The sequence below is a fragment of the Bacteroides sp. AM32-11AC genome, assembly GCF_003603515.1.
Taxonomy (GTDB): domain Bacteria; phylum Bacteroidota; class Bacteroidia; order Bacteroidales; family Bacteroidaceae; genus Bacteroides; species Bacteroides uniformis.
Genome location: NZ_QTNH01000003.1, coordinates 30,440 through 51,987 on the forward strand (window position 1 = coordinate 30,440; position 21,548 = coordinate 51,987).

The 21,548-nt window shown below is 43.8% G+C and carries 10 protein-coding genes; all 10 read left to right on the forward strand.

Annotated features, from left to right (window positions below):
- Positions 1 to 93 precede the first annotated feature (93 nt).
- Positions 94 to 2,466: a hypothetical protein gene (locus DW800_RS04120; protein ID WP_052573214.1), complete on the forward strand. Its 2,373-nt coding sequence runs from the start codon at positions 94 to 96 to the stop codon at positions 2,464 to 2,466.
- 79 nt (positions 2,467 to 2,545) lie between these two features.
- Entirely contained in the window at positions 2,546 to 6,586 is a 4,041-nt protein-coding gene (locus DW800_RS04125) for a two-component regulator propeller domain-containing protein (RefSeq protein ID WP_052573184.1), read from the forward strand.
- Positions 6,587 to 6,680: 94 nt separating this feature from the next.
- Positions 6,681 to 10,709 (forward strand): hypothetical protein, encoded by a 4,029-nt coding sequence (locus DW800_RS04130; protein WP_117703885.1) that lies wholly within the window; start codon positions 6,681 to 6,683, stop codon positions 10,707 to 10,709.
- Positions 10,710 to 10,732: 23 nt separating this feature from the next.
- Entirely contained in the window at positions 10,733 to 11,932 is a 1,200-nt protein-coding gene (locus tag DW800_RS04135; RefSeq protein WP_044467393.1) for a glycoside hydrolase family 105 protein, read from the forward strand.
- A 40-nt stretch (positions 11,933 to 11,972) separates the two neighbouring features.
- Positions 11,973 to 14,537 carry a hypothetical protein gene (locus DW800_RS04140; protein ID WP_117703886.1) on the forward strand — a complete coding sequence of 855 codons (2,565 nt, stop codon included), beginning with the start codon at positions 11,973 to 11,975 and terminating at the stop codon, positions 14,535 to 14,537.
- Between the two features lie 13 nt (positions 14,538 to 14,550).
- Complete coding sequence (locus DW800_RS04145; RefSeq protein WP_052573183.1) at positions 14,551 to 15,846, forward strand: DUF4861 domain-containing protein; 1,296 nt, start codon at positions 14,551 to 14,553, stop codon at positions 15,844 to 15,846.
- Positions 15,847 to 15,848: 2 nt separating this feature from the next.
- Positions 15,849 to 16,970: a beta-galactosidase gene (locus DW800_RS04150; RefSeq protein WP_196297950.1), complete on the forward strand. Its 1,122-nt coding sequence runs from the start codon at positions 15,849 to 15,851 to the stop codon at positions 16,968 to 16,970.
- A 336-nt stretch (positions 16,971 to 17,306) separates the two neighbouring features.
- Positions 17,307 to 17,462, forward strand: a complete 156-nt coding sequence (locus DW800_RS19595; protein ID WP_165859885.1) for a hypothetical protein — start codon at positions 17,307 to 17,309, stop codon at positions 17,460 to 17,462.
- Between the two features lie 721 nt (positions 17,463 to 18,183).
- Complete coding sequence (locus DW800_RS04165) at positions 18,184 to 19,818, forward strand: ATP-binding protein (protein WP_044468315.1); 1,635 nt, start codon at positions 18,184 to 18,186, stop codon at positions 19,816 to 19,818.
- 166 nt (positions 19,819 to 19,984) lie between these two features.
- Positions 19,985 to 21,406, forward strand: coding sequence for a sialate O-acetylesterase (locus DW800_RS04170; protein ID WP_044468314.1), 1,422 nt, complete (start codon positions 19,985 to 19,987; stop codon positions 21,404 to 21,406).
- Positions 21,407 to 21,548 lie beyond the last annotated feature (142 nt).

Below are 21,548 nucleotides of genomic sequence, written 5' to 3' on the forward strand. Positions count from 1 at the left end.
CATAGAACAAAGAGAGTATATGTATGTTGGGCAAGCCGGAAAATCCGGTTTGCCCACTCTCTTATTAATAAACTCTATCAAAAGAAATCCAATATGATACAGAAATTGTCTGCCTCCATTTTTCTTTGCCTTTGGGGAATTATTTCAGTGTATGGAAACCTGTATCCAGCAATAGACAAAGATCCGTTGTCCATAGCCGTCGAAGCCTTTGACAACCAGACCTACCCATACAGTAAAGAACGCATCCAGAAGGAAATTCAAAACCGCAATGTCCGTTGGACCACCCACCTGATGAGCGCTGCCGGTACTTTCTATGAAGCTACCGGACAGAAACGATTTCTGAACATGTCCGAAGAGATTTTCCGGTATGCCGTCACCGCCTGGGAAAAGGACGAACAACTGATGCGGGGACGAGATGATTTCTTCTCTACCCGCAACGTGGCAGCCACCTACAAATTACTTAAAAAAGAAAGACGCCTGAAAGGAAACGAAGCCCGGGAAATTGTGATCCGTTTTGCCGACCTGCACTTCGAGCCTCATTTCATCACCGATCATAATCAGGGACAGGAACGTGCTTTAGGCTTCACCAGAATGTATAACTTGTTTCCGGATGCTCCCAATGCAAACCAGTGGAAAGCCTATACAGATACTATGTGGAATTTCTGGTATGCCAATAAGGATGTAGACGAAACCGCTACTTTATATTCAGCCATCCACTTAAATGACATTATCACCATCGCACAAGAAAGTGGACGGGTCGAATTGCTACAGACTCCCGAAATAGAACAATGGTTTTCACGCTATCTTCATCAGCAAGCTCCCAGCGGTTACATGCCGGAATATGGAGATGACTTCTTCTTTGCCTATTTTGAATGGATCGTAGTCTTTGAAAAGATGGCTCGCTTGACTGGTAATGCAACCTATCAGGAAGCTGCCCGCAAATTATATAAAACAGGACTTCCTAATTTACCCGAAAAATATACTAAACGAGGCTGGTTTCTACGGGATGCCTGTGAATGGGCCTCGATTGCGGAAATAACCCTGTTACCGCCATTTATTCCAAAGACTTCTATCCCGGATTGGGGTGGCATGGTGACAACACGCACCAACCGGGAAGGACAAGGTGGTATACCGGACCAGTTATTGCTAACGGCTTCACACGTTCCGGGTACTCCTTTTGTCATGAGTGATCTTTATGCCGAAGGTTCTCACAAACATCCGAATCTGCGCGGAACCATCAATTATTTTGAAACCGACTGTTGCCCGCACTTTCACGGCGTGCAACGTCATGCTACGGATATGCGTCATGGCAACACCGTGATCCTGATGAAAGAAAAAAGCAATGGTTTCCCTTTCGGTGAAGGCTCCAACCGCTGGCTGACCAACCGTTGGTTTACAGACTGGATTGACTTCAGCTCAACCACACATATATCAAAAAGTGATCCGCAAATGAGGGGATTTCAAAACATCACTTTCCGTTTTCAGAATGGACAGCCGGGCGAAGTGATCTGCATTGATAAGGTTCGGTTACGAGGTAAGGCCGGAGAAAAGATTCTGCATGATTGCAACACATTGGATGCATGGGGAGACGGTGTAGAACTTGCAGACAATGAGAAAGGTGGAAAGATGATACGTATTACTTTGAAAGATAACGGCATTCATTTTATTAATCTGAAAGTGGCGGCAGATTTCAGTCTGAATGAGTACCGATACATTGGTTGCGACTGGAAACATTACACGACTGACGGCAGAATCAAGTCTCCCATGAGTTTCAAGATTAGAGCCTACAACAAGATCAGAAAACCGGTAGAAGACTATGTACATGAAGAAGTAGGTGTGCTGTTCAATCCCAATATCGTGCGGACAGCCAAAGTTGTGAATAAAGATAAAGACTCATACGCTGAAGTGATTCTGGATAATCACTGTGTCGATGGTTCCACCCTGCAACGACGCATGGTATTGACAGCTGAAGGTATTCTGATATTACAGGATCATCTGATTCCCGGAGAAGATACCGAAGGATATACGGCAGGTAGTATCTGGCAGTTGTATCAAATGGATGAACGGGGTGAAAACTGGTTCAGTACTCACGGAGGGAAAAAAATATATAGGGATACCCCAAACGCAGGTCAACCGTGGAAAGACGCATCCGGTAACGAAATAGAGAAAAGGCAATTACTAGTCTATTTTGAAAAGCAACCCGACTGCAGTTACGGATTTCAGAAACAAGAATATACAATACAGCCCACCACAGTCTTCTCCAAGCAACGTGTTACTCCATTCGAGCCTTTGACATTTGTTACCGTAATCGTGCCCTACAGCATAAAGAAAAAGGCCGTTGATATCGTACAGTCTTTATCTACACGAACTCTGGATGGATGCAGCACCGTTCAAATAAAAAACAACAAGGAAGAAATCACCATTCAAATAGACATGAAAGGGAATTGGAATGTATTCCGTAAATAACCATATAAAAAGCGTTTATGCTTGTATGAATTGCATGTTTTGCATTATCTTTAGGGGCTCAATTTATAACTTGAATTTTATGTTTCCGAAGATAATGCAGAATATCACAAAGCATCTATTTATCTTGTCCATACTCTCATTAGGGTATATTAGCGCATCGGCACAGAACATCACGCTGAATAGCTATTCTGTAAAGGATGGATTATCAAACAGCACTGTAAAAGCTATCTGCCAGGACGATAAAGGTTACATTTGGATTGGTACCAAAAATGGGTTAAACCGATTAGACGGTTACGAAATAAAGAACTATTATCACCTGCCAGGCAAAGAAGTCAAGCAGCCTAACGATATAGTGAGTATTACGCAACTATCGGACGGTCTCTTCTGGATCGGTACCTTCAGCGGAATCGTTCTCTTCGATCCCATGCAGGAAAAGTTTATCGATTTACAGGAACGGTATGCGGGGAAAGAATTTCCCTCGTCCGTGGTTGTAGGCCTGCACGAAGATCCCAAGAAAAACATCTGGGTAGCTACCAAACAAGGATTATATGTTTTCAAAAGCGACGGAACGTGTTCATATGTGAAAGATATGCGTGATACCTATATTCACATGATGGCTGCCGCGAGCCCGTATGCCCTGTTGCTGGATGTGGTGAATCAGGGGCTGGCACTTTATGACGTAAGGACCGAGCGTTACAAGATATTACACAAAAATGAAAAGCGTTTCTCCTTAATGAAAGGATTTACAGATAGCAAAGGACGCATCTGGCTGGGAGAAGAGCTAAAGAATTTCTATCAATATTTTCCTAAAGAAGAAGAAATCAAGCCTATCTCATACACGGTTCATCCGGATGTTCCGATAGAAAGTAATTACATTCATGACATCACAGAATATAATGATTCCACCTTGCTGCTTGCAACCGACCGCGGACTGGTGGCTTATGATATTAAGCACTCTTTCTTTTATACCAAAGTTGATCAACACCTTGCTATAAGCGACCGCCTAATGACAGTCTATAAGGATAATCAAGGAGCATTATGGATAGGAACTTTCGGTCAGGGAGCCATTTATTATCATCCCAAGCTGTTTACTTTTACTCATCATTCTTTAATATCCTCCCCTCAGCAGGCCACCGGAATCCAAGTAGTAGGTTCATTATCCGAATCACAAGGTAAATTATGGATTGGACATAGCAAGGGGCTTATAGCCATGGATGTAAACAATCCGAAGCATATAGAAGAAGTAAATATATCCGGAGGTAATTCTCCCAAACACGATACGGACTTATACTATGTTTACCGGAATTCACCAGACGAGCTCTATCTCTATTTTTTAAATATGGGAGTTTATTCACTCAACTTGAAAACCCGTTCCATAACCAAAGTGATCGCCCCAATGAGTGGTGAAGAACAAATTCGTGCAATGGCAAGAGATGCAGAAAATCGCCTATGGATAGCAGAAGATGACTTGTCTTACTGGGATAAGAATACGCAAAAGCTGGATCGGAATCTATCGACCAACTATAATGCTACTACCCGGTATATGTTGACACAGGATATTCTGCGATATGAAGATGACATGATAGTGGGAGTTCGTACCAATGGTTTATGGATATTCAGGCATCAACCTGAAAATCCCGAACACTATTTTAAAGGTGAACGAACCACATTCGAAGAACTGAATGACAAGAATATAAGTGTACTCTACGAGGATCACGCCAAGAACATCTGGATCGGTACTTATGACAATGGATTATATAAATGTAATCTGGAAAAACAGGAAATACATCATTATAATAAAGATAACGGATTAGTACACAATTCCATTTGTGCCATCCTGGAAGATCGTACCAGCAAGGATATATGGGTATCTGCCATCAACGGATTGTCACAGATCAAACCGGATGGAATCATCGTAAATTTTACGCGTGGCAACGGCTTTCCTTTGAATGAAGTTTCGCACAAGTCACTGTTGCAAGCCAGCAACGGACACATCTATATAGGCGGTAACAACGGACTGGCGGAACTGGACCCGACACGTTTGTCTCATGACAGAAAGACGGCACCTTTGGTACAGATATCCCTGGTGGAGTCACTAAATTCTAAAAATGCACCCGACCATATTGAAATCAATAACTTCAATGAAGGAAACAAGGTTGATCTGCCGTATGATAACTCATCTATACGAATCAAATACTCTGCGCTCGACTTCATCTCCCCCAAGGGATATAAATATGCTTATCAGTTAAAAGGCCTGGATAAAGAGTGGAATTATATTGAAAATAATGAAGTAATATACTCTAATCTTCCGGCAGGTAAGTATATTTTCAGTATTAAGGCATGCAATAACGAAGGAATCTGGAGCACGGTAGAAACAACCATTATCATATCGGTACATCCTGCATTCTGGGCCACCTGGTGGGCAAAGGCCCTCTATATCTTATTCATCATCGTCTTTCTGGCAGTATTAGCACGCTATTTTTATGAAAAGAAAACAGCCAAGTACAAACGCCAAATCGAACAGATAGAAAAAGAGAATATCGAGAAGAACTACCAGATGAGGATTGAGTTATTCACTAATTTCTCTCACGAACTCCGGACACCGCTCACATTGATAACCGGTCCGGTAGACGATATCATCAACGATGAACAGCTTCCTTCGGGTTTAAAATATCCGATGAAACAGATACAAAAGAACGCAAACCGCCTGCTGCTTCTGGTGAACCAGTTGATGGATTTCCGCAAATTAGAACATGGAGCCATGCAACTGAAACTAAGCTGCCTGAATGTACCTGTATTTATTACTGAACAGATTGACAGTTTCTCCGAATTGCTGAACAAGCACGAACTTACCATTTCGTACTCCAACAACTATTATGGAAACAATTTGTGGGTAGATGTAGACCTGATGAGTAAAGTAATGTTTAATCTGCTCTCAAATGCAATAAAGCACTCTTCCAGAGGTGGAAAGATCCAGCTAGAATCCAATATGGAGGAAAACAGCGTTGTTCTTTCCGTAAAAGACTTCGGGGAAGGTATATCTCCTGAAAACCAAAGCAAAGTTTTCGATCCTTTCTTTCAGATAGGAAATGGCAACAAAGGTGGAATGTTCGGCAGTGGCATCGGACTTAATCTGGTGCAATACGTGGTTAAACTGCATTTCGGCAAGATATGGCTGGAAAGTACGCCCGGACAAGGAACGACGTTCTTCATACGCCTGCAACTGGGAAAGGAACACTACGCCAATTCCAATGTTATCTATACTGACCAGGCAATTACTCATACATTGAAAGTAGAAAAAAATAGTGTATTGTCCGTAGAACCGGAATATCACCAGCAAATACCCGAAGATTCTGATAACCGCCTGCGGATTCTGGTAGTAGAAGATGACGAGGATATGCGCCAATACATCGTTTCCAAACTATCCAAGACCTACAATGTGCAGGAAGCTCCTGAAGGAAAAAGTGCCATAAATATAGCCAGAGAGCAGATACCCGATCTGATTATCAGTGATATCATGATGCCCGTAATGGACGGACTGGAACTCTGCCGGGTTATAAAAAATGATATGGCCTTAGCTCATATTCCGGTAGTCTTGCTAACAGCAAAAAGCCTGGAAGAGCATGTAAAAGATGGGTATCAGGCTTTAGCCGACGACTATATATTAAAGCCATTCAATGCGCAAATACTACTGGCTAAAATAGAAAGCCTCATCAAAAACAGAGAAAAACTGAGAGACTTGTTCTGCCAGAAGTTAGAGAGGACAGAAGTTCCGGTAGAGGAAATCACAGTAGAGGACCCATTCATGCAAAAACTGGTAGAATTAATTACAGAAAATGCACAGGATCCGGAATTATCCATGGAAGTTCTATATAATAAATTAGGCATGAGCCGTACACAATTCTTCCGGAAAATTAAGGCGATATCCGATTTATCACCCAACAAACTGATCTTAAATATCCGGATGAAAATGGCTGTGGAAAAATTCCAGTCCGGAGGCATGACCATTGCAGAGGTTGCCTATGAAGTAGGCTTCTCCGATCCGGCTTACTTTAGTAAGGTTTTTAAATCTGTATTCAATCAAACTCCTACCGAATATATCAAGAATATAGGTAAATAATCGGTCGCAGGTCTAAAATACAAGCCTTTGACACTATTTTCATAGTCTGTCAAAGGCTTTTCGCCTAAGTTTGCAAAAAATTCAGGTAAAGTTTATGACCATGAGAAACCACGTGATTACATTATTACTCATACTATTTTTTGCAAATACAGGCTTTGCACAACAGACCATCGTATCCAGGGAGAAGCCGCTGAATTTCTCCCGGAAAGATTGTATAAACCTATCTATATACGACTGGCCCCGCACCCTTTTAAGTTATCCGGTTTACTTTCCGGAAGGAATACAGTCCGAATCGGAGCTTAACCTTTCCGATAATAAGCAGAACTGTTCTGTTCCATTCCAATTATCAAACAAAGTCATTGAAAATGGGAAACTGAAATCTGCCGTTATAAACTTCTTCGCAGAGCTACCAAGCGGAGGGGAATTCGACTATTCATTGTATCTTCGGAAAAACAATGCTTCCCGGCAAAGTTCACCCGTTATACTTCAGAAACAGGCGTCAACCTGGCTGATTAGTGACGGAAGCTTCGGTGTGGAAATACCTGCCGGAGGAATCAATCCGGGGCACACAATTCCCGCTCCCATAATCTCCATATTGAACGATCATCAAAAGATAGGCAATAACAAGCTGCACACCGGACAGCGCACCGTAAAAAAGATAGAAACGTCTGTTTTAGAATTAGGCGACTTGTTTATAGAATGTGGAATACATTATATATTAGATAACCAAGCTTCTTATTATGCCAAGGTAAAAGTCATACAAGGTTATCCCTTCGTCATCCTCGACGAACAAATGGAGAATATATCAAACCAAGATGAGGTGTTTATAGATATGGAATGGGATAACTTCTATCCTACGCGCCGTTATGGCAACTGGGACAGACAAAAGGAAATATCAGTAGACGGAGGTTTGCCCATCGACCAACCCATATACACCAACTGGAGCCAGGAAGATCCGCACTGGACAGGAATGGGCTGGATAGAAGAGCCCGATAAGCAAATGTTGTATCGCCTCTTACCCTTCGGAGGAAATTCAACACGTGAACAGGTTCCGGCAATCTCTTTCTGGGAAACTCAGGATGCAGCCAGAGAATTAGGCATATTTGTATATGACCATAATCGCTGGGATGATCAGCAATACGGGATCTGGCAACCCACTCCGGATTTATCTGTATATTTCCGTTATGCCGGTCAGAAATTATATTTCAAGTACCCGCTCCATTCCGGCAGCCGGTCCACGGCCATAACTTTATACACGATTGAAAAGAAACAGGGTATAGTTGACAAATTCAATAAACGCATTGACGAAATAGCAGTCAAGGGTGGTGCAGACCATTCGGATGAAATGGGCTTCCGCTACGCTATGCTATTACACCGCCAGTATGCGCTATTAAATTTAAATAAGGTGAAAGATTGGATTCTGGAGTATCCGGTACATGCAAAGCATCCGGATACTCCCTTTACAGGGAAAACAGGCTCACCCACTGCCGAACAATTCTATCAGCAGATAATAACCTCTCCAATGGCTTATTATATGACAGGCTTAAATGGATTTCCCGGCATTCATTCCATTTCTCACCGCCCGCTTTTCGGTAGCTGGATAGAAGATTACCTAGCACTTTACAAACAACTGACCACAGAACAAAAGAAGACCGTAGACGGCCTGATGCTCATATCCGCCTACATCAATACACTGGAAGCGATGAATACCATTCGCACTTCATTAGCAGGAACCGCTAATATGGCAGCAGACGGCTGGGCAGTACCGGGGCAGATGTCTTTCCTCTACCCCGAACACCCGATGGCCAAAGAATGGGCGGATTTCTTTGAAAAAACACTGGAAATATACGGTATCTTCTATACACGTCCTGAAGTAAAAGCCTTCGAATCCAAAGGCGGACGTTGGGTAGAAAGCCTGGGTATCTATAATTGGGCTTTCTTACGTCCTACCTCAGCCACCAATATCGCACTAAAAGAGTTCGATGGCAAAAATCGTTTTGCCGGAAAATACATGGCGCAACGGGGACACTGGATGTTGGACATGATGACCGCTCCCATTCAATACAATGAAAAGATGGAAAGAAGTTATCCGCCCCATGGTGCTCACGGAGGGGGACGGATTGTTCCACGCTATTGCTCCGTTTACCAGTTAGCAGACTGGATGCAATACTACGATCCACTCTTAGCCGAAAATCTATATTGGACCGGCAAGATGGGTCCGGGTGTTGAAACCAAAGATACACACACCAATTGGGGGGATGTCCATCAGAAACAATACCCTACCCATAACATGGGAACCAATCCGCATTTAAGAAGCACGAAATATACCGGACACGGCATTGTTCTGCGTGCAGGAGTAGACACAGACGAAGAATTGTCCATTCACTTAAACCAAGTGGATAAAGGCCCTAACTATCGTTGGGGGCATCAGGGACAAGGCAACTCCGGCGGACTTTACTTCTATGCAAAAGGTAAAATATATACGGGGCATGAAAACGAAGTGGTAGGCGACCATGTACAAAATAACCTGGATGGCATCACTAACTTCGGAGTAATGAAAAATGGAGCTTTCTGTAACATCGGAATGAACGAACTTGTGGCTCCACTTTATGACCTGGATATAGTGCAGCTGGCAGAACTTCGTTCCGCTAAAGGAAAAGACAGTTTTGCCTGGCCGGAATATTTATCACGCAGCATCCTACTAGTAGGTACAGACTACTTCCTACTCTACGACCAGACCGGAACGAACTGGAGAGCAGGTGCCCGTTTCTCTTGGTTCGTTCAGAAAGAAGATGAATTTCCACAAATCGTTTTCTTTGGCAAAAAAGCACGCCCGGATCATTGGACTAAAGGAGAAACCAATAATTCCAAAGGTTTCTACCGGGATGCGGACGGTTCGCTACTGACATTGGTTTCACACAAGAAAGGAGATATCAACGTTCTACATGGGAAAGTAGTGAACCCGGCTTTGTTGGCCCATACAAGCATTTACGAATTTGTGCCCGAGCAAAAAAATGCACCATCTAATATATTGTATATCAAAGCTCCTCACAGTACCGATGTTATCTTCCGTGATGGAACAGGAATAAGCCATCAGTCCGAAAAGGAATCATTCACCGGAGAGGTCGGTGTAATCCGCCGGATGGATAATGGAACCTTGCAACTTGCTTTAATGAAGGGTACACTCCTTTCTGCCGATGGTTTTTCGATTGAATTGTCGGACGCCGGTACGGCAATTGCCATGACCCGCACAAACGCCAACACTTGCAAAGGACGCTATAAGAGTGATGGAAAAGCTAGGTTAACCCTAAAAGGAATGTCCGGCGGAAAATTATATATCGACGGTATCGCACAACAGGGAACAAGCAATATCTCTTTACCCGCAGGAGAGCATCACATAGAGTTTGCACGTGAAGCAATTCCAATGCAAACAGATATTATCGACACAGAATATACTCCTAATGGTACCCTTATTTATCTGGATATACCTGCATCAGCCAAAAAGGTAAAAATAGAAACATCACGGGACAATGGGCAAACATGGACGGAGGTAGGCACAACCACCCGGTCAATATACAAACTTGCTCCGCAACCTGCCGGGAAGATACATGTACGAGCTCTGTCCGTAAATGGAAAACATACGGCCGTCTTTGCCCAAGAGTATCCGGTTTATACCACTAACCAAGCACCACATTACCCGGAAGGTCTGCACCTGAATTTAGGCAAGGGGAAGGTAGACTTATCATGGGGAAAAGTATTAGGTGCACAGAAATATCGTATATACCGGAGAAAGGCCGGTGATAAAGATTTCGCACTTATATTTGAAGGTAAAGCTAATCAGTATACAGACATGAAAACAACCGGAGTCATCAAAGCATGCCGATTCCCCGGTAAGTTAGACAATCCGACTCTTGATGCCGGTTCGTTTACAGTCTATGAATATACCGTTACCACTGTGAACGGGTATGGCGAAAGCGTACAGTCTCCTGTTGCCGATACGCATCCGGCATCCTGGGCCAACTGGTATCCGAATACCGAATTGAAATACAAGCGTACCTCTGCATTCTGGATGGAACCTTATGTACCTGCATTCATGACACCCGAGAAATATTATCCGAACTAACAATATAAAAAATACAAGAAAATATGAAAAGTAAACTATTCACAGCAGCATTAGCTGCGTTGATGCTGTCATCTTGTACTCCTAAAGAGAACGGGTACTTTGACAACCTCCCACAAGAAGCCAACCCTATAGAAATCGGGAATAAAATTACGAATCGGTTTCTGGAGCAAGGGCATTCGCAATATGGCAGCCCCTTACGAGTGAACGAACCAAGAACACAAATCACCTATCCGGATGTATGCACTTGGTTGGGAGGACTTTGGTTTGCTCAGGAAACAGATAACAAGGAATTGACAGAACGTCTGAAAGCCCGTTTCGAGCCCTTATTCACCAACGAGGCTTACTTGCAGCCGAAGCCGAATCATGTAGACAATAATGTCTTCGGAGCCGTGCCGCTGGAACTCTACCTGCAAACAGGAGAAGAGCGCTATAAAACATTAGGCATGATGTATGCCGACTCTCAATGGGAATTACCAGCCAACTGGAAACTAAAAGAAGGCGAAGAACGTCAAAGTAGTATGTATGGAGACTTCAAAGATGCCGATATCTGCCAACCGGAACAAAAGGAATGGGCCGACAAAGGTTATTCCTGGCAAACTCGTTTTTGGCTGGACGATATGTATATGATCACCACTATCCAGGCGCAGGCCTATCGGGTAACGAACGACCGTAAATATATAGACAGAGCAGCTCGCGAAATGGTGCTTTACCTGGATTCAATACAGCAAACTTCAGGACTGTTCTATCACGCACCAACAGCTCCCTTCTGCTGGGGACGCGGTAATGGTTGGATGGCAGTCGGTATGTCCGAACTGCTCCGGATGCTTCCGCAAGACAATCCGGACAGAACGGAAATCATGAAAGGATATCTGAAAATGATGGAGAAGCTAAAAGATACGCAGGATGAAAATGGTATGTGGAAACAGGTAGTGGATGATATTTCCATGTGGGAAGAAACTTCCGGTTCGGCCATGTTCGCATACGCCATGATTACAGGTGTCAAGAAAGGTTGGTTACCTGCCGAAGAATACGGACCGGTAGCCCGGAACGCCTGGATAGCTTTAACCAAATATGTAAATGAACAGGGAGATGTGGAAGCCGTATGCGAAGGTACCATGCTGGGAGATAATAGTGAACACTACCGCAACCGTAAAGCTTTAACGGGAGATCTCCATGGACAAGCTCCGGTTTTATGGTGCGCCTATGCATTACTTGCCAAATAAAATCACGTACTTTGCAAAGTAAAAACTAATCTCACAAAACATGAAAAACATAGTATTAATCACCGGATATTCTTTGCTGACAGCCTTTTTCTTGTGCACACCACCACTGTGTGCACAAGAAAAGGTACTCGACCGGATGACACGCAGTGAAGCCCGACAGGAAATCCTCCGACACACCGAAATCAAGGATCATGTTACTTTTTATCATAGTAACGATAAGGATATCTACGTTGTCTATGATCTGGCAAGCTCCGGCAATAAGGAGAAAATGCTTCAAGGCAAAACCATTCTATTAGGTATCCTGGATGCCTTCGAGTCTACCCGGAACCAATCCCGCCCCCTGGAAGTATCTTTCTTTGCCCGCGAGAAATTCTTCGATGCCATACGCATACTTAAAGAAAACAAACTGATGGACGCGGAACTCAGACAACAGTCCGAATCTCTTGTCAGTCAGATGAGTTTCTGTGAAGAACGCGGTCCGAACAACCGGGCAGCAAATTATGCCATGGGAGCACTGGCAGCTGCCAGATTATTTCCGAAACACAAAGATGCCAAATTGTGGAAGGCTTATGCCGAAGCCGTATGGAATGACTGGTATGAACCAGGAGACAGTTATGAACCTGCATATGTAGCCCATAATATTCCCCGCCTGATAGCTTTAGGTGTAAAGCTTGGCAAGCAGAAGGAATTAAAAGGAGATAAACTGAAACAGGTATATTACAAATTCAGAAACCATGTCAGTTCTTCCGGCCTGGTATGTTCTACAGGAGATGGAGAACCGTACGACCAGGAATCCTACGTAAAAGCTTTTGATGCCATTATGGAAGTTTGCCCCGAACCTACTATTTTATGGGCGCTTAAAAAAACGTATCTGGCAGGCAACATGAAAACCGGAAGACTTCCGGAAAAGGCTTTTGAAAAAGCTTATCCCCAATATGCAGGCATGGAAGCCAAAGCCCCGGAACTACAAGCTTCCGTGCAATGCCTCTTCCCTGCCACTTACCAAAGTAAAGATCGTCTGATACTGGCACCTTCACGCAAAGAAGGCGCTCCGTTTGCCCAATTCTGGATTCAGGATGATTGCAATGTCCTCTATCATGGTGGAATTTCCGACACACGTGGCGACCTGATACATTATGAAGTAGACGGCACCATGATCATTGCCGACAGAGGGCGCTATGAATGGCCGGCATGGAACAATACGCTACTGGTTTCCGAACCGGATGCGCAGTATCCTTTCCGTCAGACCACGGGAGTATATTCCGGACGATGGTATCATTCTTCCGCCAATATGCGAGTTACCCGAGGGTATATGCCTTCAAAACGATACACCATCAATTCCCAAAAATCTACCGATGTCCATTATGCACTGACTGACCAGAAGGCTCCTTATGGTTATATGTGGGGAAATCCGGAAGCTGTAGCCGGAAATAACGACCTAATAAACCTGCATGAAATCAGGTTGGAGTTTGCACTACTCCCTACCGAAGGAGAAGAATCAGTCGGTAAGGTATTTCCCGGAAGAACTTGGTTCGGAGGGTATGAAAAACGCAATGTATGCCCTTCGGATGTTCCCGTAGATATTTATATCAGTGACCTGTTCATTGCCGGAGATAAAGGAGAGAAAATACTGGTACCGTTTGATAAACTGACGGACAAGCTATCATTTGGTTTTGTTGCTCCCGACAAGACACAGCAATTCCCTGAAACGGAATTAGCCAAAGAGGATTATGGCATTGTAACCGATGCAGAAACGGGCAAACAAGTATTGCGCATCCGCACGAAGTATGGCCGTACGGTTCTTCGTATTAAAATGAATGAACAGGTTAATGTGAATGAAGATTATAGCCGCATCGGATTATCATATAAATACGTCACTCCCATCAAGGGTTGGACACGAGTACCCATCCTGATAGCCTTCAACGATAACGATATGAAACATAACTTACGCCTAGACCGTCAGCAAGGTGGTATTCTGACTGATGCCAAAGCTGAAAATAAGGCAGCTGACAGTTATGGTTCCGTATCTTATAAAGAAATCTGGACCCACGATTCATCCTGGAAAAGAAGCACTCTTCTGACAGAAGAAGGTTTTCTGATCGTATTGGATGAGTTCCTGCCGGGAAAAGCTGCTGATAAGCTGGTGGCGGGTCCGGTATGGCACGTCCCCTCCACTCCCCGTTGCGGAAATTCGGATGGGGCTACAGCTGACTGGTTTGATGCTTCCCTGCTACATTACCCTGCACAAGCACGGGCTTTCACTGATAAATACGGTGAAGGAGACAAATGTCTGTTTATTGCTTTCGATGCACCGGCAGGATCGGAAAACGGAATTCAGTATCAGCCTAAACATTGGAAGAATGATGATTATGCAGTTTATAGCAAATGTCCGCTGGAGGCCGGAAAAACCACACGTTGGTTATCTGTCCTGGTACCTCATTCCAAAGAAACGAATGCTATCAAGTTATCACAAAACATAAAAATAAAAAATCTGGTAGATAAGGGTTATCAAGTAAATATTCAATGGAAAGAGCAGGGCAAAAGCCCTGTCAAGTTGGAAATAAAGATGGGTAACCGTGACGAATGGGAAGTAATACGCAATTAACAATAGAAGAATCATGAATATAAAATATCATTTCATAGCGAGTTGTTTCGTTCTGTCAGGAGGATTGGCAATGCTGACCGGTTGTAACCCTCCGCAGAGTTTAAAGGAATTTACCGTGGAGAATCCTTTGGATATAAATCGTGAAGACGAAGCACTGGTATTGACACGTGCCCAACTCAATCCGACAGAAAAGCTACTCAAACCTGTGATAACCAACAGACAGGGAGAATATATTCCTTGTCAGCTGGACGACCTCGACGGAGACGGAGAATGGGATGAGTTGGCGTTCGTATATACTTTTTCCCCTTCCGAAAAGACCCGCTTAAAAGTGGAATGGATTGCTCCGGAGAGATATCCGGTATTCGCCCCTCGCACGAATGTCCGCTATGGAAAGATGACCTCCCCCGGAATTATCGAAGAACTGTCCCGGGATGCACACGACAAACACAATCTTCCACGAGGAAGTGAGATGTATCCTTATCAAATGGATGGTCCTGTCTGGGAAAATGATAAAATGGGATTCCGGCAATACTTCGATGGTCGTAACTGTTGCGATGTTTTCGGTAAAAGAATATCTGAAATGGTGCTGGATACAGTGGGAATCAGTCCGGAAGGACATCCGGCAAATACATACCAGGTAGTACGCGAATGGGGATGCGACATTCTGAGTGCAGCCAACTCATTCGGTTTGGGCGGACTTGCCATGCAGACTCCGGATAGCCTGGTACGTATGGGTGTCCCCGCAAGTTATACAGAAGATGTTATCGACTCCACCTACTACGAGCTGGTTACAGAAGGACCGGTCCGCTCCATCATTCGCTTGACATATAAAGGATGGCAAATAGGAAATAACAAGATAGATCTTTGCGAAGAAATCAGTATATGGGCAGGAAAATACGGATATGAAAAGAGAATCAGCACCACTACCCTACCCGGCAATTACTTCCTGGTGACAGGCATTGTCAATAACCTGAATACACAACCTTTCACGGAAGAAGAATATGAAGGAAAACAGTATGCCATGCTCACCCATGACAAACAGACCGTAAACGAAAGCTTCTATTTCGGCATGAGTTTATTGATACCTGGTGACAATCTGGTAGAAACCTTCCACGCACCGGAAGAAAACGCAGATATTATAAAAACCTGGTGCGTCAAAATGAAACCTGACGCAAACGGACTCTACAATTACCGGGCTTATGCAGCCTGGGAGTTGAGAGACAAACAGTTCCGGGAACGGGAGACATTCATCAACCTGATAGCCCATGAGGCATTATGCATCAATCATCCCATTATCATTCAGCTATAGCTATGAGGAAGTTACTGATCAGCTGCCTGCTCTTCTTTGGCGGTTTCATTTCAATCCATAGTCAAGTTTATACAGGAGCTGCCTATTATCCGGAGCATACCGATAAAGAGCAGGTTGAAAAGGATGCACACCTCATGGAGGAAGCGCATTTCAACATAGCCCGAATGGGTGATTTCGCCTGGCATAGTATGGAACCTAAAGACGGAGTCTTTACTCTGGAATGGTTAGACCATGCTATCCGGACACTGTCACAGCGCGGCATACAATCTCTATTATGTACCCCTACTGCCGCCATACCCAAATGGATGCACGATGCACACCCCGACATTATGATCATGGGAGCAGACGGTCAGAGAAAGCCCTATGGACGCCGGCGTCATGCCTGTCTCAACAACGAGGATTACCGCCAATACTGCACTCGCATTACACGCACCTTGGCGGAACGCTATAAAGACAATAAATCCGTCATCGGATTTCAGATAGACAACGAGCTGGCCACCGAAGAGCCCTATTGCTATTGTCCTGAATGCCTGAAAAAATTCCAGTTATGGCTGAAGAAAAAATATCAGACTATAGAAACCTTAAATAAGGCCTGGGGAACCGTCTTCTGGAGCGAAACATTAGATAACTTCGAACAGGTATGGTTACCCCGCAGGATGGATAATCCGGGCATTTATCAGGATTATCAACGGTTTTATTCGGATGTAGCATTGGAATTCTTCCGTATACAGCGGGATGTGGTTAAGGCCGTGGCTCCCGGCATGACAGTGACAACTAATATCGGAGGAAGCGGCTTTGTGACCACCATGAACCTCTATGAACTGGCAGATGAATGCGATGTCCTGTCGTTCGACAATTATCCTGTAAATGTGACTTTGGAACATCTCTATGGGAATGATATCGGACACCCTTTTGATCCTGCCATGACATCTTTTGCCATGCAGATAATACGGGGAGGCAAATCACGGCCTATATGGGTGCCGGAAGCACAGATCGGACGTACGGCCCTTACACAAAAGGAGATTGTAAAAGAGGGATATCCCCGTTTATGGAACCACGTTTATCCGACATTTTTTTTAATGCGTCTTTCTGTCGCATCGGTCGTTTTCGTTTCGGGTGCTTAAAAAGGTAGGGATTAGGGAATGCAAGGTTTTTCGGAAAAATACTACCCGAAGGGCTGGAGATTTTTCAGAAAAACAGGAGGCTTGACCTTGCTTTCCCGTACAATCCCGGAGTTACCTTTGCACCCAGCACGAAAATGACTGCCTGATGCGGCTCACTGAAAGGCGCGAAAATGGAGGTAAACGGAAGTGGAGGCAGATTAGACAGGAAAACTTCAAAAGAGAAATCCGTGAAAAAGACATCCCCAACAGAAAAGAACATAGCCGGTAGCGTGAAACCGGGCAAACCATCGGCAAGGAAGTATGTTTTTATCTGTTTGGCCAAACGTGTTTGGTCGGATGGATAAAATCATTCTTCCCGGTTTGTCTGCCGTGAGTGACGGCTTGTTCCATTTATGGAATGTGCGGTCATACACGGCTTTCCGCTTCCAGCTCAAAAGGACAACTAAAAAAGAAAAATCGTCAAAACCCCGTAAAAGCACCTCTTTGGCATAAGCACAAAAGAAAGGGGCCTTGTCTCATCAGTCTAAACTATTGTTTAGGCGTGAGGCAAAGCCCTTTTCTCCGCTTATGCGGCAGTCGGCACACGTTCGTTCAAAATTTTTTTGGGCGATGGTGTGCTGACGGATAAAATCGCTTTTACGGAAAAACTTGTGTGAGAAGAAAAAATCAGGAGATTCATTTCTAAATCTCCCGTTTTATTGTTACTTTTGCATACGAAGAGTTCTTTGAAGGTTACGCAACGCACAGAAGAATAATGCAGTAGATAACTAACTAATTCGTAACCTATTACTATTATGAGCGATTACCCAATGCTCATTTCCAATAAATTACACTCTTTTCGTAACTTCCAGTTACAAATGTACTGCTTTTAAGGCAGTAAAGCAAATGCTATGTACTGTTTAGCATCACGGTTCTTTCATTTAAGGGAGCTATCGGGAGTTAGAAGCTGATAGTATAACTATACATCAACAAGAGTAATCGGCCTTTAACTCCCGATAACTCTTCTAAATGAAAAAGCTGTGTGTTTAACATAAGAAGCTTGCTTTTGGTACAGATTATACATCTATGTATAATTCTGCATCGGAACATGTGCAAGAACACCCACTTTTTGCACATGAAACGGAGAACGTGAGCAAAAAAAGATTATTTTTGCCGATGTCATCGATAATAGACCGATGTACTATGGAATAAAGCATCATTTAATGTAATGTATATGGCAGAAGGTGAGAAACAGACCATCGAATATAAAAGCATTCAGAAAATAAGAACCGGAGATAAAGGATTCAGGGATTTGGCTGTTACTTGCGTATCATTGGCCAATGCTCAGGGTGGAAAGATCTTTGTAGGATATGATGATAAGGGTAAATGTCCGCTTTTGGGTCAAGTTGTAGATACTGATGAGGTGAACGATGCTGTCAGTAAGCTGCGAAGTCTTTGTTTTAATGTAGCTGTTGCTGCTTCGGAAGTACAAACGGATAATTTTGGAAGTCAATATTTTATAATTACTGTTTATCCTTCATTTCGTTCTATTGCCACTACTTCAGATGGGAAGATATATATTCGTGTGGCAGATAAATGTGAACCGGTTCGAAGTGAGGACATTCAGCGTTTGAGTGAGGAAAAAGGTACTTACCAGTGGGAAATAGTTCGTACTAAATTCATACTGGATGAAAGTGTATTGGATAACTTGCATCGGCTTGCCGAAGAGATACGTAGGTCACCTCGGGTAGCCTTTCACATCAAGCAATTGGATGATATAGAGTTGGCAGAGCACTACTGTCTGATGGATGCCGGTCAGTTAACCCATCTCGGAGTGCTGTGGTTGGGTACGTCGAAACAAAGGCAAACGATTAGTTACCCCATTACTGCCCAATACATTGTGTATGATAATTTGGAGAGGAAAGTCCGTAAAGTGGAGTGGCACGATAATGCATTAAATCCTAAGGAGTTACTTCTGTCCATTGAAAAGGAAGCGATAGAGTTGACTTACTCCTATGAATTTCCCGATGGGCTGTTTCGTAAACAAATTCGTCATTATCATCCCAAATTGATAAGGGAATTATTGGTTAATGCCTTTGCCCATAAGAGCTTCACAGTATCAAGTGATATTATGATTCAAGTTTATCCGGATAGGTTGGAGATTTCTAATCCCGGTGGATTGCCTTTAGGAATTACTAAAGATAATATTCTTCATACAAAGCATCGGCGGAATCCTCATTTCATAGAGATATTGAGCGCTTTGGAACTGATGGAAGGTGAGGGCTCTGGTTATGATTTGATTTATGAATTAAATTCTATGGAAGCAAAGCATCAGCCTGCCATTGAATCATCATACAATGAAGTGAGAGTCATTCAGCCAGCCGAGATAATAGACAGGGAGTTATTGCCATTGTTGGACTATGTGCTGCAGAATTATAGGCTGACACAAAAAGGCTATATTGCTTTTGGAATCATTGCTCGAGAAAGAAAGATACTTTCTACACAATTGTCTGCCATTCTTCAGTTATCAGAGGAAGAACGCCTACGCAGTTATACTGATAAACTGGTGAAAGACAATATTGTATGTAGGAAAGGAGTAAAAAAGGGAAGCTTTTTCAGTATAAATCCTCAATTGATAAAGAATGCCAAGGTGAATCTGGTTACAACACTCAAGACATTAGAGCCTCATGCTTTGAAAGCATTGATTATGGAAGATTTGAAATTACATCCTGGCAGTCGTATTTCTGAGATTGCCCAGCGACTGCCTGAGGCTGATATAAAGGACTTGAGAAAGATAATCTATCCATTAGTGAATAAGGAATTGCGTGCTGACGGAGCGAAATCGGAAAGAAGATATTGGTTTCTTTGAGTGGCAAAAAAAAAAAGAAAAAAGAATGACTTGAGTGTTGGGCTGTTGTTAATATATTGATATATAGGTATCTATATGTTTTCTGCTTATATATTTTGTTTTTATTAAGAAAAAGGAATTTTAGGTTTACATATTCGATTATAAATATTTAGAACGCAAATATACTATGAAAAGTAAGACTCTTGCATTGATTCTATTATGTTGCGCCGCCTCGCTGGGCGCCAAAGTAAAGCTGCCTGCACTGGTAGGCGACAACATGATACTCCAGCAGCAGACTGAAGTGAAACTGTGGGGAACGGCTGCACCGAAAGCCGAAGTACGCGTCACGCCTTCGTGGAATGGACAGACAACGACTTGCCGTGCCGATAAGGATGGCCATTGGCTGCTTGCCGTGAAAACTCCGGCAGCAGGGTACACGCTTTATGAGATAACCTTTGATGACGGAGAAAAAACTACGTTGAAGAATATCCTAATCGGTGAAGTATGGCTTGCCTCCGGCCAGAGCAATATGGAAATGCCCCTGAAAGGCTTTGCCGGCTGTTGCATCATGAATGGAGCAGATGATATTATAGCTTCTGCCGAAAACAAAGGCGTGCGTATGTTCACCGTTTCCAAGCACCAGACTTATGAACCGCAAACCGACTGCAAAGGTAGCTGGAACATATCTTCCATAGAAACCGCACCCGATTTCAGTGCAACAGCTTACTATTTCGCAACTTCACTGAGCCGTGCCCTCCGTATTCCCGTGGGTATCATCAGCAGTGCCTACGGTGGAGCCACTGTGGAAGGTTGGATAAGCCGGGAGTTGCTGGAAAACTATCCGGACATTTCCCTCAACCCCGATTCCATCGAACGCCTGCACCCCATGCACCGCCCCATGCTGATGTACAATGCCATGCTGAAGCCGCTTCAGAACTATACCATAAAGGGATTCATCTGGTATCAAGGCGAGTCTAACGTAGGCCGTCATGAAACATACGCCGAGCGTTTGGCCGATATGGTGCAGCTGTGGCGCAAAGAATGGGGACTGGGCGAATTGCCTTTCTACTTTGCCGAAATAGCGCCGTACGCCTATGGAGGTACCCAGCAAGAGAAAGCTGCTTACCTACGTGAAGCGCAATTCCGTGCCCAAAGCCTGATTCCGAACAGTGCCATGATTTCTACAAACGACCTTGTAGAGCCTTATGAGATATACAATATCCATCCCCGCAACAAGACGAAGGTGGGCCAACGTTTGAGTTATCTGGCATTGAACCTCACCTATGGATTGAAGCAGATACACTGTTTCGGCCCACAATATAAGTCATGGACCGCTAAAGGCAATGAAGCCTGGGTCTCTTTCGACCACCTGGAAATGGGTATCTGCCGTAACTATGACCTTCGTGGCTTCGAAGTGGCAGGCGAGGACCGTGTGTTCCATCCTGCCGACAAAGTATGGCTGCACTGGCAGACGAATGAAGTGGTAATCTCTTCAGAAAAGGTATCCCATCCCGTCAGCGTGCGCTACTGTTTCCATGATTTCCAGATTGGTACGATGATTGGCGGAAATGAATTGCCTACCATTCCGTTCCGTACGGATAATTGGTGAAAGAATGGAAAGTAGATAAACACTTTCATTATACTATAATATTAGGCGCGGGTTACGCGGAATCCATGGATGCAGTAAACTAAATCCGTGAAATCCGTGTAATCCGCGCCTAAAAGAAAACATCCAGAGGGTTTTGTTCCCC